This window comes from Thiomonas arsenitoxydans (genome assembly GCF_000253115.1).
In the GTDB taxonomy this organism is placed as follows: domain Bacteria; phylum Pseudomonadota; class Gammaproteobacteria; order Burkholderiales; family Burkholderiaceae_C; genus Thiomonas; species Thiomonas arsenitoxydans.
This window is the reverse complement of sequence record NC_014145.1, coordinates 1406199-1420826: the sequence shown is the minus strand read 5'-3', so window position 1 is coordinate 1420826 and position 14628 is coordinate 1406199. Positions and strand designations below refer to the sequence as shown.

12 protein-coding genes, 2 tRNA genes and 1 pseudogene are annotated in these 14628 nt (G+C 60.9%); 8 read left to right on the top strand and 7 right to left on the bottom strand.

The annotated features are described in order from the left end of the window. The first annotated feature begins 18 nt into the window (after positions 1–18). Entirely contained in the window at positions 19–375 is a 357-nt protein-coding gene (locus tag THI_RS06560; protein ID WP_013105455.1) for a hypothetical protein, read from the top strand. Between the two features lie 438 nt (positions 376–813). Here THI_RS06560 and istB read toward each other — a convergent pair whose 3' ends face one another. After that, positions 814–1632 carry an IS21-like element ISThsp2 family helper ATPase IstB gene (gene istB, locus THI_RS06550; RefSeq protein WP_013104225.1) on the bottom strand — a complete coding sequence of 273 codons (819 nt, stop codon included), beginning with the start codon at positions 1630–1632 and terminating at the stop codon, positions 814–816. Beyond that, positions 1625–3145 (bottom strand): IS21-like element ISThsp2 family transposase, encoded by a 1521-nt coding sequence (gene istA / locus THI_RS06545; protein ID WP_013104226.1) that lies wholly within the window; start codon positions 3143–3145, stop codon positions 1625–1627. The genes istB and istA overlap by 8 nt, the downstream gene beginning before the upstream one ends. Before the next feature lie 44 nt (positions 3146–3189). Between istA and mobF the strand changes: the two genes are divergently transcribed. The 7 genes and pseudogenes from mobF (at position 3190) to THI_RS06520 (ending at position 10695) form a co-directional block, all read left to right on the top strand. Next, positions 3190–6255: a MobF family relaxase gene (gene mobF / locus THI_RS06540; protein ID WP_013105453.1), complete on the top strand. Its 3066-nt coding sequence runs from the start codon at positions 3190–3192 to the stop codon at positions 6253–6255. A 190-nt stretch (positions 6256–6445) separates the two neighbouring features. Beyond that, on the top strand, positions 6446–6982 hold the full coding sequence (locus THI_RS06535) for a M50 family metallopeptidase (protein ID WP_013105452.1): 537 nt from the start codon (positions 6446–6448) through the stop codon (positions 6980–6982). 722 nt (positions 6983–7704) lie between these two features. Then, entirely contained in the window at positions 7705–8376 is a 672-nt protein-coding gene (locus THI_RS18785) for a hypothetical protein (RefSeq protein WP_013105450.1), read from the top strand. After that, a pseudogene (locus THI_RS19590) lies at positions 8373–8561 on the top strand (helix-turn-helix domain-containing protein); the annotation flags it as partial. The gene THI_RS18785 and the pseudogene THI_RS19590, both read left to right, overlap by 4 nt. Before the next feature lie 249 nt (positions 8562–8810). Next, positions 8811–9350 (top strand): hypothetical protein, encoded by a 540-nt coding sequence (locus tag THI_RS19280; RefSeq protein WP_231836416.1) that lies wholly within the window; start codon positions 8811–8813, stop codon positions 9348–9350. Continuing rightward, positions 9347–9577, top strand: coding sequence for an excisionase family protein (locus THI_RS06525; RefSeq protein ID WP_013105448.1), 231 nt, complete (start codon positions 9347–9349; stop codon positions 9575–9577). Before THI_RS19280 ends, THI_RS06525 begins: the two co-directional genes overlap by 4 nt. Further along, positions 9553–10695 carry a site-specific integrase gene (locus THI_RS06520; RefSeq protein ID WP_041608926.1) on the top strand — a complete coding sequence of 381 codons (1143 nt, stop codon included), beginning with the start codon at positions 9553–9555 and terminating at the stop codon, positions 10693–10695. The genes THI_RS06525 and THI_RS06520 overlap by 25 nt, the downstream gene beginning before the upstream one ends. A gap of 57 nt (positions 10696–10752) precedes the next feature. On the opposite strand, the gene THI_RS06515 is transcribed toward THI_RS06520, so the two are convergent. The 5 genes from THI_RS06515 to THI_RS06495 all read right to left on the bottom strand — a co-directional run bounded on the left by THI_RS06515 (position 10753) and on the right by THI_RS06495 (position 14622). After that, a tRNA-His gene (locus tag THI_RS06515) sits at positions 10753–10828 on the bottom strand. Positions 10829–10891: 63 nt separating this feature from the next. Beyond that, the gene (locus THI_RS06510) at positions 10892–12814 is read right to left on the bottom strand and encodes a SurA N-terminal domain-containing protein (protein ID WP_013105446.1); all 1923 of its coding nucleotides are present in this window, start codon (positions 12812–12814) and stop codon (positions 10892–10894) included. A 130-nt stretch (positions 12815–12944) separates the two neighbouring features. Continuing rightward, positions 12945–13020 (bottom strand) — tRNA-Val (locus THI_RS06505). A gap of 61 nt (positions 13021–13081) precedes the next feature. Then, complete coding sequence (locus THI_RS06500) at positions 13082–13354, bottom strand: HU family DNA-binding protein (protein ID WP_013105445.1); 273 nt, start codon at positions 13352–13354, stop codon at positions 13082–13084. Between the two features lie 164 nt (positions 13355–13518). Then, complete coding sequence (locus THI_RS06495) at positions 13519–14622, bottom strand: tartrate dehydrogenase (RefSeq protein ID WP_013105444.1); 1104 nt, start codon at positions 14620–14622, stop codon at positions 13519–13521. Between the last annotated feature and the right edge of the window lie 6 nt (positions 14623–14628).

Here is a 14628-nt window from a genome sequence, read left to right as displayed (position 1 = left end):
TTAAAAGGAAGTTACATCATGAACACCACCACCGAACACCCGTTGACAGACGCGCAGTTGGCCTCACTCAACCAGGCGATCCACCAAGCCACCGTGGATCTCTGGGATGGCATGCAGGGCAACACGGCCTTCCGAGCCGAAGTGGCCGACCACATCGACGCGGACCCTTTGGCCATGGACGTGGCGCAGCTCATCGTCAAGTCGGCCTTGGCGCCGCATCTGCGGCTAATCGGCCTGGATAAGTCTGACCCCGTAGCCGTGCAGATGCTCGCACGCGGAGCGCTCGACACTGAGTTCAGCGAACTGTTCTTCTGGGCAGCCGCCCGGTACTACCTGATCTGGCGCGAATTTCGCGGCCAGGGGGAATCGGCGTGAGCCTTCCGCTCACTGAACCCAACGACTGAAAGGAGTCACTATGGGGCAAACAACATTCCTCGGGCTGATTGTGGCCGCCGCAACTGGGCTGCTCGCAGCCTGGCTATTCGTCTTGCATGCCGGCCAGCAACACGCCGACCAGCAAGCCGTTCAGGCCCATGTTTACTGCCAGCAAGCGATGAACAACGCGGCCTATGACCGCGCCACGCTCGGCCAGCCGACTGCCTCTGACTCGGCAGCCTGTTCGTGCCGATGGAATTTTGACCCACCGTGCCGATTCAATTTTGACCCGGGGTCTAAGGCCGACTGCGTCGCAGTCGGGTGTGGATAAGTCTACGGTTTTTGCGTGGGGTTGGCTCCTGGTGGGTGGGTTTGGATCCTTGGGGCAAGCTGCGTCGGGCGTAGCCCAGAGCGGCTTGCCCCAAGGGCTTGTGGGGGTCAAAGCGGTGTCTCGGGCTCAGCGGGCTGGGGTGCCTGTGCTGTGCCCGAACGCCTTTGCTCCCGCGCCTTGATGCGGGTCTTGGCGGTTTCCGTGCTGTGACGGAAGCGGTAGCTCTCGTTCCCGGTTTCCAGAATGTGGCAGTGGTGTGTGAGCCGGTCGAGCAAGGCGGTGGTCATCTTCGCATCGATGAACACGCTGGACCACTCGCCGAAGGCCAGATTGGTCGTGATCAGCACGCTGGTGTGCTCGTAGAGCTTGGACAGCAGATGGAACAACAAAGCCCCGCCCGCCTGACTGAAGGGCAGATACCCCAGCTCATCGAGAATGACCAAGTCCATACGCAAGAGGCTTGCCGCAATCCGCCCGGCTTTGCCCTGCGCCTTCTCCTGCTCCAGCGCGTTGACCAGATCGACGGTGGAGTAAAACCGCACCCGCTTGCCGTGCTGCGTGATGCCCGCCACGCCGATGGCCGTGCCCAGATGGCTCTTTCCCGTGCCGGGCCCGCCCACCAGCACGACGTTGTGCGCGGCTTCGGTAAAGGCCATGCTGGCGAGTTGCCCCACCAGCGTGCGATCAACCCTTGAGGCATCAAAGTCAAACCCCGCTAGATCGCGGTGCACCGGGAAGCGGGCCGAGAGGATTTGATGGCGTACCGAGCGCACGGCGCGATCTTCCTGCTCGGCCTGCAGCAAATGCTCGACGAGCCACTGCGCGGCATCCAGCCTGGCGTTCGTCCCCAGACCTTGCAAATCGGCCCAGGCGCCGGCCATGCCGTGCAGCCGCAACGCCTTGAGTTCCGCAATGACCTCACGCATGATCTCGCTCCTCGTCAGTCACCCGCAGGCGGTCATAGCGGGCCGTGTCGGCGCGGGGTGGATCGGCCATCGTCAAGGCCGTGGTCACTTGGGCGGGCTGGGGGCCGGTCTGCAAGCGCCCCATCACGTTGACCACATGCTCCACGCTGATGCGCCCGGACGGGGCCGTGGCTTCCAGCACCAGCGCAGCGGCCACCAGGACCGCCTCCAGCCCGGATGCGGGCACCAGCGCCAGCACCTGGGCCATGAGCCGGTCGCCCCCGTCTTGCCGCAGCAGCGCCTGGCGCAGTTGCTGCAAGGGCTGGGGCAGATCGGCAAACGGCGCGCCGTTGCGCAACGCCCCGGGTTTGCGTTGAATCAGCGGCACATAGTGCTGCCAGTCGTAGGTGGTCTGTCCCCGGTTGGCCAGCCGCGCATGGCGGGCCACACACACGCCGTCATGCACCACGACCACCTCGGTGGGATACACCCGGGTGCTCACCCGCCGCCCGGCGAGTTCACAGGGCACGGAGTAACGATTGCCAGCCATGGCCACCAGACAGGTGCTGCTGACCTTGACCGTGTTGTCCACATAGCCGTCGAACGCTGTGGGCATGGGCATGAGGTGCGGCTGCTCGTGCTCGAGCATCTCGGCCACGGTGAACTGGCTGAACTCGGGATGGAAGATCTCCTGCCACAAGCCACGGCAGCGCATGGCCAGCCAGGCATTGAGTTCGGCAAAGGAGCGCCAGGGCGTCGACAGGGCCTCAATCCACACACGTCGCCTGCTGTCCTGGACGTTCTTCTCCACCACCCCCTTCTCCCAACCGGAAGCGACGTTGCAGAAGTCGGGGTCGAACAGGTAGTGGCTGCACATCGCCGCAAAGCGCGCGTTGACGTCGCGCTTCTTGCGCGGGTGCACTTTGTCGACGGCTGTCTTCATGTTGTCATAGATGCCGCGATGCGGCACTCCGCCGAAGGCGGCAAACGCCTGGGTATGGGCGTCAAACAGCATCTCGTGACCTTGGCTGGGATAGGCCCCCAGCCAGAAGGCACGGCTGGCGCACAGCTTGACGTGGGCAACCTGCACGCGGTACGGCACGCCGCCCACCACCATGCTCTCTTCACTCCAGTCGAACTGGAAGGCTTCGCCCAGCGCAAACGTCAAGGGCACGAAGGCGTGCACAGCGCTCGTGCCATCGGCCTGTCGCCAAGCGCGCAGTAAATCGGTGACGCGGCTGTAGGCGCCGTCATAGCCTTGTCGCTTCAACTCGGCATGCAATGCCCTGGCCGTGCGCCGCTGCGCTTTAGGACGCTGCGCATCAATGGCCACGGCCTGCCGGAGCCACTCCACATAGGGCGCGAGCTTGCGCGAGGGTTGTGTTCGCCGCGCCGCGTACCGCGGTACGACATCGCCCGGCTGGCGTAGCCAGGTACGCACCGTGTTGCGCGACAGCCCCGTACTGCGGGCAATCTCTCGAACGGATTTGTTCTGGCGGAAATGCATCCGCCGGATCTTGCCAATCATGTCCATGGTGATCACTCCTGCTCCCCGTGCCTAAAAAAGCAGCAGGGTAGGTGGAACACCCGGGTCAATTTTGCGTCGGCATAACCTTCAAAAGTGGGTCAATTTTCGTTCGGCACGAACAAGGCAATCTCATCTACGCCAAATTTGAGCACTCAATCAGCCGCGAGCTGGACCCTCAGACTCACACCCATGTCGTGATCGCCAACATGACGATGCACGAGGGTCGTTGGATGAGCCTCAGCAACGAGCGGCTGCTGGAGCTGCGAACCACTGCAGATCAGATCTACAAGGCCGCCATGGCCCACGAGTTGCAGAAGGCCGGCTACCGCCTCGACTTTGCTCATGATGGCAATTTCGAGCTGCAGGGCTACACGCCGGAGCAGGTGAATGAATTCAGCCTGCGGACTCAACAAATCGATGCGTGGCTGGCGGCTCAGGGGATCGAGCCTGACCAGGCCACTGGCGCTGACAGGACGCGGGCCTTCTATTCCACCCGCGCCGCCAAGGCTGCGCCCGACAGCGCGGAGCTGCAGCGTGAGCAATGGCTGGAGCGCGGCCAGGCCGCAGGGTTGCAACCCGCCGAGCGACATGAGAAAGGCCCGATGGAGCTGGAGCAGACCACCCCACGCCAGGAAGCCGAGCGGGCCGTGGCGATGGCACGTAAGCACCTGGGCGAACGGGAAATGGCGTTTTCGAGAAAAGATCTGTACGCCAACGCGGCGCGCTTTGTCGAGGGCCGAGCCAGCTACGCCGATCTGGAGGCCGCCATCCAGCGCGAGTTCAAGGCCGGCGAGTTGCGCGAGCGGCCGGACGGGAAGATCACCACGCGAGGAGGAATGGAGGCGGAGAAGTTCTTGGCACACCACCTGGAGGCTGGGCGTGGCGCGCACATCAAAGTGATGAGCGACGCAGAGTTTGATAAGAGCCTCGGATTATGGGAGAGAAAAAAAGGGTTTGCTTTGAGCGATGAGCAGCGCAACGCGGCACACATGATCCTCACGGGGAATGACCGCTTCCAGGGGGTACAGGGGCTTGCTGGTACTGGCAAGACAACCCTGTTGGAGTTCGTGCGCGAGGCGGCCGAGAGCAAGGGCTGGGCAGTGCGCGGGCACAGCAATGGGGCTGAGCAGGCCCGAAAAGTGGAGCAGGAGTCTGGGATCAAGTCCGGCACCACCGCCCGGCACCTGATTGATGAAGAGATCAAAGAGAAAGACGCGATGCTCGCGCGAGCCGCCTTGCGCACGTTGGACAGGCGATCCTCCTTATCGCCTCGGCCTGATTTCGAGAAGCTGGAGAAAGACAAATCCGTAACCAAGTCGCAGGACAACGGCGGGCGCCGGTATTACATCACTCGCAGCGGAGAGACATATACCGCCGCCCTGTACCAGCAATCACGATCAGTCGAGGTTCGCAACATGCGCCATGCTGGCCTGACAAAAAAGACCTATTCAGTCGGACGCGATGGCCATGTCTATCGGCAAGGCGGCACGCTGAAATCTGAGGCTGCAGCGGCTGCGCGGCAAGGCATCAATCGCAGTGTGGACGCCTTTTTCGGGCGTGGCGTGGCCAGCCTACCCTGGCGAGCGCTGATCAAGCACGAGGCGAAGCGGGCTCTTGTCAAACATGAAAATTGGGGCCGTGTAGGTTTGCTGCGGGGCAGCCTAGTCAAGGCCCAGCTCGGCATTGGTGACGCCATCGCCCGGTCGGCTGAGTATCGCGCCCTGCAGGCGCAGGCTCAGAGCCGAGATGCAGATAAACCGATGCGCATCCTAAATGTGATGGATGAGGCCAGCATGTCTGCGACCACGGATTTCAACAAGGTCATCAAAAGCACCGAGCAGGCTGGTGAAAAAACCGTTTTCCTTGGAGACCGGCTGCAGCATCAATCGATCGGCGCTGGGACAGCTTTCGAGCAGGCGCAGGCGCACATGCCCACAGTTGAGCTGGGCCGTGATTCAATCCGACGCCAGCAAACCGAGGAAGCAAAATCCATCGTCGGCCGCATTCTTGATGGTGACCACGCCGTCGCCGTGCAAGCAACCCCTGCAGTTGAAATCCGCCACGCCCAGGAAGCAGCTCTTGTGCAACACCCGGAAAAGGGCCGAGAGCAAAGCGAGGCGCTGCGCGTGGCTGCGCGGGAGGACAACGCGGCGGTGATTAAAAAATTGTCGCGGGATTACGTCGCTTTGCCCCCCGCCGAGCGGGATAACGTCATCGTCATCACCAGTACAAACTCAGACTGCCGGGGCATCAATGATGCGGTCCGAGATGAGCGGAAAGCACACGGCGAGCTGCAGGCCGGGGTCAAGGTGGAAACACTGGAACGCACTGACAAAACCGCCGCAGAGTCCAAGCGGGCTGCCTCCTACCGCCCCGGCGAGATCGTGCAGTTTGGGGCAAGCTATAAAGCAATCGGGGTCGAGAAGAACGCATACGCGCGGGTGGAAAGGACCAGTGCCGAGCACAACACCGTAGCGCTGCGCCTGGAGTCCGGGCATCGCGTTACGGTGCAGGCAGGCAAGGCCAATCTGCAGAGTTTTCGGCAGACTGAGCGCGAATTCGCGCCTGGGGATCGGATTCGATTCACGAAAAATGAATCATTGACGCGAAGCGAGCGGGACGCAGGGAAAGCAGACGGGGATCGGAAACTGAATGGCATGTCGGGCGTGGTCATGAAAATTCAGGATGGGGTCATGCATGCCCGCCTAGATGGCGGCCGAGAGGTGGCCGTCAATTTGCGCGAGTATCGGCACATCGACCATGCCTACGCAACGACCTCTGTCAGCGCCCAGGGACAGACCAAAAATCAGGTGTGGGTTCACCACAATACCGAGGGCGGGCGGCATGGTGATCGTGAGAGTTACGTCAATTTGACCCGGATGCGCGATGTGGCCAAGCTTTATACGCAGGACGTTGCCAAGGCTGCGCAGCAGGCTGGTGTGAGGCTGAATAAGTCAACGGCCAGCGCGTCGCGCGATGAAGTGCAGGCATACAAGGATGCGCGGCAGGTCAAGCAGATGAATGCTGGGCGCGGGGCTGGCAGGCAGGCGGCAGCTACTCGGCCTGCTCCTCAGCCTGCGGTGGCGAGGAGCAAGGATGCCGGCCGAGGGCGGTAATTGGAGCCGGCAGCGGCATGTCCCAGTCGCTGTCGCTCCCTGGAAAATCGAGGCGGGCGAGAGGCGGCTTTCGTGCTTTGTTCTCTTGAGATCGGGCGGGCCGCCGTTGCGCCTGTCGGCGCTGAGGTCTTCAGGCAAGGATTTCGCGGGCCAGGGGTGAGGATATATCGTCCCCCTGCCCCACATTGCCATGCCTCTCCCCCTCGCCCTTCTCATCCTGCTCGCTGCTGTCTGGCTCGTTTTCACATCCTCTTTCCTTGCTCACGAACTCGGCCACGCCTGGGCGGCACGCTGGCTCGGCTACCGACCAGGCGACATCGAGATCGGCTTTGGCCCTGGCCTCAAACTCAGAAATGTGACTTTCAGGCTCATTCCACTTCAGGCGTCAGTCCAAACTTTGGGTGATCCATCCGGCTGGCGCGTGTCCGCGATTGCCCTTGCTGGGCCTGCAGCGAGCATGCTGCTTGGCAGCATCCTCCTGCTGCTCGGCGCCGACCCCGGCCCGCTGCATGGCCTCCTGCAGGCTGTGGCGGGGTTAAACATCAGCATCGGGCTGTTCAACCTGCTCCCGCTGCCACCGCTCGACGGTTGGCGCGCCCTCGAACCATTCGTTTACTTCAGGCTGGGGAAACCGAACCAACGTCAGCAAATATTTATGCACAAGGCCGGTTTTGCATTTCTGGGGATGACTGGAATTATCTATCTGGCGCTTCGCGGCATCGGTTGACACTTCTCCGATGTCGTCAGGACGGAGAACAACTCCTTTAGTCGAAGGAACACAGGGAGGTGCGCTCTAATGCTTCTTCGACCGGGAAACATCCCCGGTTCACCATGCATTACAGTTCGCCCTTGCATAAATATTTGCGGCGATTGTAATAAAATGATGCGGACGCTTGTGCTGTGGAAATTTCTCTGGCAGAATTTTGAATATGCATTTCAGCCGCGCCATTTCTTTGATTAACACACCGAGCGATAACGCTCGGCGTGCGCAGCTAGCGCGCGGGCGGCTTGCTGGGAAGGGCTGGACAAGTGACATGAAAAGGGCTGTGCCGGCTGTGGCAGGCATGCTTTTAATTCTGCTGGCCGGTCCAATTTTACACCACCAGTTTCAGCCGCTTGCTGGAAATGTAATCTTTTTGGCTGCCCTGGGCTCTGTTTTAATTAGCACCCTTGGAATAATAATAGTTGGAGATCGTGACGCCAGGGTGAAGGCGCAGGCAGAACTCAGTTCGAGCTGGGCCGAGGCCGCTGCGCAAAGTCATGCGCAGCGCTTGGGGGCAGCGGCGCTGGCTTTGCTTTCCAGCCTGCGCGCGTCTAGCGCCACCCAAGCGATCACCAACCAAAAAAGTAACTTTTCACCCCCGACCGCCCCAGGCGGCCGCTCGCTGCCTCACCTCTGCCTTACCCCGCGCCTCTCACAACGCCCCCGCGCAGCCGCCTAGCGGCTGCGTGCGCAACACTTCGGGCCTCCCCCGCGCACCGCAGCCGCCCTTCGGGCGGCTTTTTTTACGCCCGCGTTTTATCAACGGGTGGCCCGCACATTATGAATCAGGTGCGGCAATGCGTGCAAATTCAAAAAATTATGTTCTGAATCGAGTCGAAAATAATTCTGATCCTATCCTTGTAAACATCGCCATTTTCTATCAAGAAAATCAAGCGCAAATCGACAAAATGCATGTCGATGCTGGATGCGACGAAACAGAGTGGGGCGCGCTGTTTGAGGCGCAACTTCTGTCCTGTGGAGATGAATCAAAATTCTTCAAAAAATTGCGTGGAATTTTGATGCAAAAACATGGTAAACGGCGGCCAAAAGAATTGCATTTGGAGGGTGGCGATAGCCCGGAAGAAATCACTTCAGATTTCTCTGCAGACGATGCTGAAAAATCGGCTTATTCTGAGCTGCAAAGCGAGCTGACAATTCTTGAAGAAAAGGCCTTAAATAATACTGAAATCTCACGCGAAATTGCAGCACTAGAGTTTGCCAGAACTCGCAAAAAAGAGGCGGCTTTGCGCATCGGCATTACCCCTCGAAGGATTGAGCAAAAGCTACTGGAAATTCCAGAACTGAGGAAACGGCAGCGGGGGCTGTGGGACTGCCAGGCAGAAAGGGGGTTGGCATGAGCATCCGCGTCATGACGGCAGTGTGGGACCACTTCCCAGGCGCCGGCAGTGAGCTGCTGGCAATGCTTGCCTTGGCCGATTGGGCAAATGATGAGGGACTCTGTTACCCCAGCATTCCCACAGCGGCCAGGCGGATGCGCCTTAGCGAGTCCCAAGCTAGGCGGATTATTCATCGCCTGATCGGCGCAGGCTGGCTTGAGGTGGTGGGAAACCAGGCGGGCGGCGCCCCAAAGGCGAGCCGTCGATACCTTATCAATCTCTCCCGCCTGACCCCTGGCGCCAGCGCGAGGGGTGGCACGGATGCAAGGGGTCGCACGTCTGCGTGCGACCCCTTGCACGGACGCGCGCAGACGGGTGTCATAGCTTTGACACCCGAACCGTCATTGATCCTCCATGAAACGTCAGGAAGAACCTGGCGTACCGCCCGGACCCATGTGGATAAGTCAAAAGAAAATGAGGCTGCGCCAGTGGATGAGCTGCGCCAGATTGCTGGAGATCTGGGACTGAGCAAAGGCCAGCTTGGCACTGTGCTGCGCGCGTGCAAAGCGCAAGGGTGCCGCCTGCAGGACCTCTACTCAACTCTTTGCAACTCGCTGCAAAAAAATGAGCTTCGTGGCGGCAAGGCGGTCGCCTACATCCTTGCCTGCTTGGCTGAGAATCCCCGTCACGACTGGGCCGCCAAAACCCGCCGGGAGACCCAGGAAGCCAAGCAGCATGCTGAGCAGACTGCAGAGGCGACAAAGGTGGCGGCGGCGCGCGCGCTTCTGGAGGCAGCGGGCGCGGCTGGCGTTGAAGTCACAGCTCCACGCAGCGGAAAACAAGTTCTAGTAAGGCCCGATCCACATGGGTGGCAAAGCGGGCTCGTCCAGTTACTAGACCCGCGCGGGCGCGGCAGCTTGGGGATCGCCCCGTTGGCTGACTTTCTGCTAGCCCTCGTGCCCCCAGCTCAGATGGAAGGGAGGGCCGCGCGATGAGCCGCCAGAATCCCACGCAACCCGCCGTCCAACCACCCATCTCCCCCGCGCCCTACGTCACAATCCAGTTGGCCGCAGCCATCACAGGCCTCTCCCAAAAGGCCATCCGGCGCAAAATTGAAGATGGCAAGTGGATTGAAGGCCGGGAATACAAACGCTCGCCAGACGGCGGAATCTTCATCAGCATTAAGGGATACACGCAATGGGTGGAAAAGGCAACGGCGTAGAAATTCGAGCGAACTCGATCCGCCTGTTTTTCTCCTTCCATGGACAGAGGCGCCGGGAAACACTGATGCTCAGCGGCAAGCCCATGCCGCCCACCCCGCCGAATGTGAAGTACGCACACCGGCTGGCCGTCGAGATTCGGCAGCGAATCAAACATGGCACGTTTTCAATGGTCGAGTACTTCCCGGCCAATGGCCAGGGTGCGGGGCTGACGGTCAAGGGCCAGCTTGAAACATGGCTAGAAGCGCAGCGCGTCGAGCACAGCACCCTGGCCGGCTACAAGTCGGCAGCGGCGTTTTGGGAAGCTGCCGTTGGCAGCAAAGCTCTGCGTGGCCTAGTCAAGTCCGACGTCCAGACCGCGTTGGCCAAGCGCCCTGACCTGTCTGGCAAGACGATCAACAACTACATGAGCGTGCTGCGCCAGGCGCTTGATCTGGCGGTAGCTGACAACCTGATCCAAGAGAACCCTGCAGGGGACATACCAAGGGCGAAGCACCAGAAGGAGCCGCCCGATCCGTTCAGCGCCGATGAAGGTGCAGCGATCATCGGTCGCCTGCGCCAGAGCCACCCAGGCCAAGTTGCGAACATGGTCGAATTTTGGATGTGGACCGGGCTGCGAACATCGGAGATCTTCGCTCTGAAATGGAAAAACGTTGATCTGCGCAGCGGCACTGTGCTGGTCAGCGAGGCGGTTGTGCGCGGCGAGCACAAGGACAGCACCAAGACCAACGTGGCACGCACGGTGCTCTTGAACAGCATGGCCAAGGCTGCACTGCAGCGACAGCGCGCGTTCACCCAAGCCGCCGGCGCCGAGGTATTCCAGGACCCGCGCTACGGTACTCCCTGGATTGACGAGCGTGCGTTCCGGCGTAGTTACTGGACACCGACGCTCAAGCTGCTCGGAGTCCGTTACAGGCGACCCTACAACATGCGACACACGTACTCGACGGCCATGTTGATGGCTGGCATGACGCCCGCGTTTTGCGCACGCCAGTTGGGGCACAGTGTCGAGATGTTCCTGCGAACTTATTCGAAGTGGATCGATGGCCAACGGGACGACTCGGAGATGGCCCGCCTGGAGGCGTTGATCGCTCCGCCTGCGGCCCGGAAAGTTCCCTAGAAGTTCCCCAGAAAAAGAAAACACGCATCTAAGTGCGTGTTTTTATTGATGATTCGTTGGGGTGGCTGATGGGACTCGAACCCACGACGACAGGAATCACAATCCTGGACTCTACCAACTGAGCTACAGCCACCGCAGAAAAACGAACATTCTATACGAAAGTCTTGGCCTTTTCGAAGACCTGCAGTCGCGGCAATCAGCCGGCGGCTGCGGGTTCAGCCCTGGGTTTGTAGAGAATTTCCACACCGAAACGCTTCTTCAAGGCTTCGATGTAGGCGTTCATCACGCCCTGGGTGAGCGCCTGTTGCTCGGCGTTGGCGGCTGCGCTGATCAGTTGTGCGGGCGCCTGGCCCTCGATCACCTTGTCGAGTTGCAGCACGGCATAGCCTTGCGCGCCGAGATCAACACCAGCGGTGGCGGGCAACTTGCTGGCACTCAGCCCGAATGCCTTGGAAACGATGAGCGGCGAAACACCAGGGGTTGGTTGGGTCAGGTTGATCGTCTGTGGCGCGCCAAAAGTGAGGGTGGCGGGCGACTTCAGCGCCTGCTCGCCCGCTTTGCGAGCGAGTTCGGCCGCTTTCTGATCGACCAACATCTGCCGCGCCTGGGTCTGCACTTGCGCCAAAGGCAGGGTCTGCGCCGGGCTGAACGACAGCACGCGAGCAGAAGCCCAGACGTTGGGCGCAATCTGGATGGCCTGCAGATTGTGTTTGTTGCGCAAGCTGGATTCGGCAAACAGCGCGTCGAGGAACGCTTTGCTCGACAGCGGACTGACCGCATCTGGCGCTGCGGGCTGCGGCGTGCGGGTAACGTTGCTGGCGGATTGCACCTTCAGATGCAGCTTGTCTTCGACGGCCTGAAAGCTGTCCGGATGCTCGAACACCGCATTGGTGAAGGCTTCCACATCGGCCGACATCTGTTTCTGCGCGGCCTCTTGCTGCAACTGTTTTTCAATGCTGGCCTTGACGGCATCGAAGGGCTGCTGTGCGCCCGGCTTGATGCCGGTGAGCTCGATGATGTGATAGCCGAACTGGGTCTTGATCGGCCCGGCGATTTCGCCGATTTTCTGCATGCCAAATACCGCATCGGCAAAGGGCTTGACCATCGCATCAGCGGTGAAATAGCCCAGATCACCGCCCTTCTCGGCAGAGCCCGGGTCTTGCGAATCCTTGCGCGCCAGCGCGGGAAATTCAGCGGGGTTGGCCTTCACCTGCTTGGCGATGGCCTCGGCGCGCGCCTTGGCTTGTTCTTGTTGCGCCGCTGTGGCATCGGTAGGAACTGCGATCAGAATGTGGCTGGCGCGGCGCTCGGCCGGTGTCGAAAATTTGGACAAATTGGCGTCGTAAAAAGCCTTAGCCTGCTCGGCGGTGACTTTGATGCCCGCGGCCACTTCAGCGGCGCTCAGAACCACATACTGAATGTCAGCTGACTCGGGTTTCTGGAAACGGGCGGTGTTGTTCTTGTAGAAGGTCTCGACCTCTTGCGGGGTCACTTGCACCTGTGCGGTGTAGTCCGCAGGCTTGAACAGGGCCAGACGCACTACGCGCTGTTGCGCAGCCGCTTTGGCGGCGGCTGTGGCCAGAGCCTGGCTGTCGATCACCGATCCGGCCAAACCGCTGAGCACCTGTTGCAGGATGAGCTGCTCGCGCACCTGCGCTTCGAATTGCGCGGTGTTCATACCCTGTGCGGCGATCAGGCTGCGATAGGCCTGCACATCGAAACTGCCATCGGGCTTGCGCAACGCGGCGATTTGCGGAATCTGCAAAATGGCCTGTTGCACCTGAGCGTCGGTCACTTCGAGATGTTCGCGCCGGGCTTCGAGTTGCAGCAAAGTCTGGCGAATCATGCCGTCGAGCGTGCGCAGCTTTTGCTCGGGCGTGTCGAGCTGCTTGATGTCCACCGCGCTGCCGAGCATGCTTTGCAGGCGTGCGATCTCATCGCGGTTGGCAGCGTCGAGCTGCTGCATGCTGATGGTCTGACCGCCCACCTTCGCCGCCGCATCAGCGCTCCCCTCAAAGCTGGAGTAGCCCTGAATTCCAAACAGCACGAAAGACGGAAAGATCAACACGAACAGCACGATTTGCATCAGCTTGCTGTGTTTGCGTATGGATTCGAGCATGGTGGCGCGGGCTTGGAGAGGGGTGCAATGCGGGAACCTGCCCACATTGTTTGCGGTCGTTCAAGGCCGCCGGAAAGTGCGACGAGACAACCGCGAGAATCAGAATGAAGTCGGACGATGCAACAACCGATGGTGGGTGCTGAGGGGTTCGAACCCCCGACCTACGCCTTGTAAGGGCGCCGCTCTACCAACTGAGCTAAGCACCCGGTTATTGCCTGAAGCGGCAGCAGCAGCGTTGGGATCGCGCCGCGCTGCCACCGGAACAAATTACTTGATGGCGTCTTTGAGACCCTTGCCCGGACGGAACTTCGGGATCTTGGCGGCCTTGATCTTGATGGCGGCTCCGGTGCGGGGGTTGCGGCCGGTGCGCGCAGCGCGCTTGGTCACGGCGAAGGTGCCGAAGCCGATCAGCGACACGCTGTCGCCCTTTTTCAAGGTGCGGCGCACGGCATCGATCAGCGCGTCAAGCGCGCGGCCTGCTTGAGCCTTGTTGAGATCGGCGTTGTTGGCCATGTGTTCAATCAGTTCTGCCTTGTTCACTTGTGTCCCTCTTCAGTCTGGATCGGTCTGGATAAAACGCAAAGCCCGCGCCCTGCACGGGCGCGGCGGTGATCGGGCGATTAGAGCCGGGGGCATTCGCTCGTGTCAATGCGGCGTGTCATCGGTCGTGTTGCCTGCGCAAGACCGCGTATTCTAGCCATGAGTTAAATGCATTCGGCCACCGCCCGGCCCAGATCGGCTGTGGTCGCGGTTCCGCCGAGATCGGGGGTGCGCGGTGCGCCGCTCTTGGGCGCGAGCACGGTTTCTATGGCCCGCAATATGGCGTCGTGCGCTTCGCGGTGGCCCAGGAAGTCAAGCATCAACGCTGCGCTCCAGATTTGGGCGATAGGATTAGCAATGCCTTTTCCTGCGATGTCTGGGGCGGAACCATGCACCGGCTCGAACAAGGAGGGAAAGCGCCGCTCCGGGTTGAGATTGGCCGAGGGCGCAATGCCGATGGTGCCGCAGCACGCGGGCCCGAGATCGGAGAGGATGTCGCCGAACAGATTGCTCGCCACCACCACATCAAACGTGTGAGGGCGTTGCACGAAATGCGCGGTGAGAATGTCGATGTGAAACTGATCGCGCATCACATCGGGATAGTCAGCTGACATCGCCTGCACCCGCTCGTCCCAGTAGGGCATGGTGATGGAAATGCCGTTGGATTTGGTGGCGGAGGTGAGGTGTTTGCGCGGTCGGCTGCGTGCCAGCTCGAAGGCGTAGCGCAGCACGCGGTCCACGCCGATGCGGCTCATCACCGTTTCCTGGATGACCACTTCGCGCTCGGTGCCGGCAAACATGCGCCCGCCGATGCTGGAGTATTCGCCCTCGGTGTTTTCGCGCACGATCAGCATGTCGATCTCGCCCGGCGCGTAGGCGCTGCCGTCTCGCTTGATCAGCGGCGCATGCACGCCGGGCATCAACTTTGCCGGACGCAGATTGACATACTGATCGAACTCACGCCGGAATTGCAGCAACGATCCCCACAGTGAGACGTGATCGGGCACGGTTTGCGGCCAGCCGACGGCGCCAAACAAAATCGCGTCATGGCCGCCGATCTGCTCCTTCCAGTTCGCGGGCAGCATCTCACCATGTCGCAGGTAATAGTCGCATGAGGCGAAGTCGAAATGATCGAGTTGCAGGGCGATGCCAAAACGGCGGGCCGCCGCGTCGAGCACCCGCAGGCCTTCGGGCACAACCTCTTGCCCGATGCCGTCACCGGCCAGAACGGCGATGCGCAGAGGCGAAGCCGATGGGCTTGCATTCATGGGATC

Coding starts and splice junctions, on each gene's coding strand:
- THI_RS06560 (WP_013105455.1), top strand. CDS start 19: ATGAACACCACCACCGAACACCCGTTGACAGACGCGCAGTTGGCCTCA.
- istB (WP_013104225.1), bottom strand. CDS start 1,632: ATGCGTGAGGTCATTGCGGAACTCAAGGCGTTGCGGCTGCACGGCATG.
- istA (WP_013104226.1), bottom strand. CDS start 3,145: ATGGACATGATTGGCAAGATCCGGCGGATGCATTTCCGCCAGAACAAA.
- THI_RS06535 (WP_013105452.1), top strand. CDS start 6,446: ATGCCTCTCCCCCTCGCCCTTCTCATCCTGCTCGCTGCTGTCTGGCTC.
- THI_RS06525 (WP_013105448.1), top strand. CDS start 9,347: ATGAGCCGCCAGAATCCCACGCAACCCGCCGTCCAACCACCCATCTCC.
- THI_RS06520 (WP_041608926.1), top strand. CDS start 9,553: ATGGGTGGAAAAGGCAACGGCGTAGAAATTCGAGCGAACTCGATCCGC.
- THI_RS06510 (WP_013105446.1), bottom strand. CDS start 12,814: ATGCTCGAATCCATACGCAAACACAGCAAGCTGATGCAAATCGTGCTG.
- THI_RS06495 (WP_013105444.1), bottom strand. CDS start 14,622: ATGAATGCAAGCCCATCGGCTTCGCCTCTGCGCATCGCCGTTCTGGCC.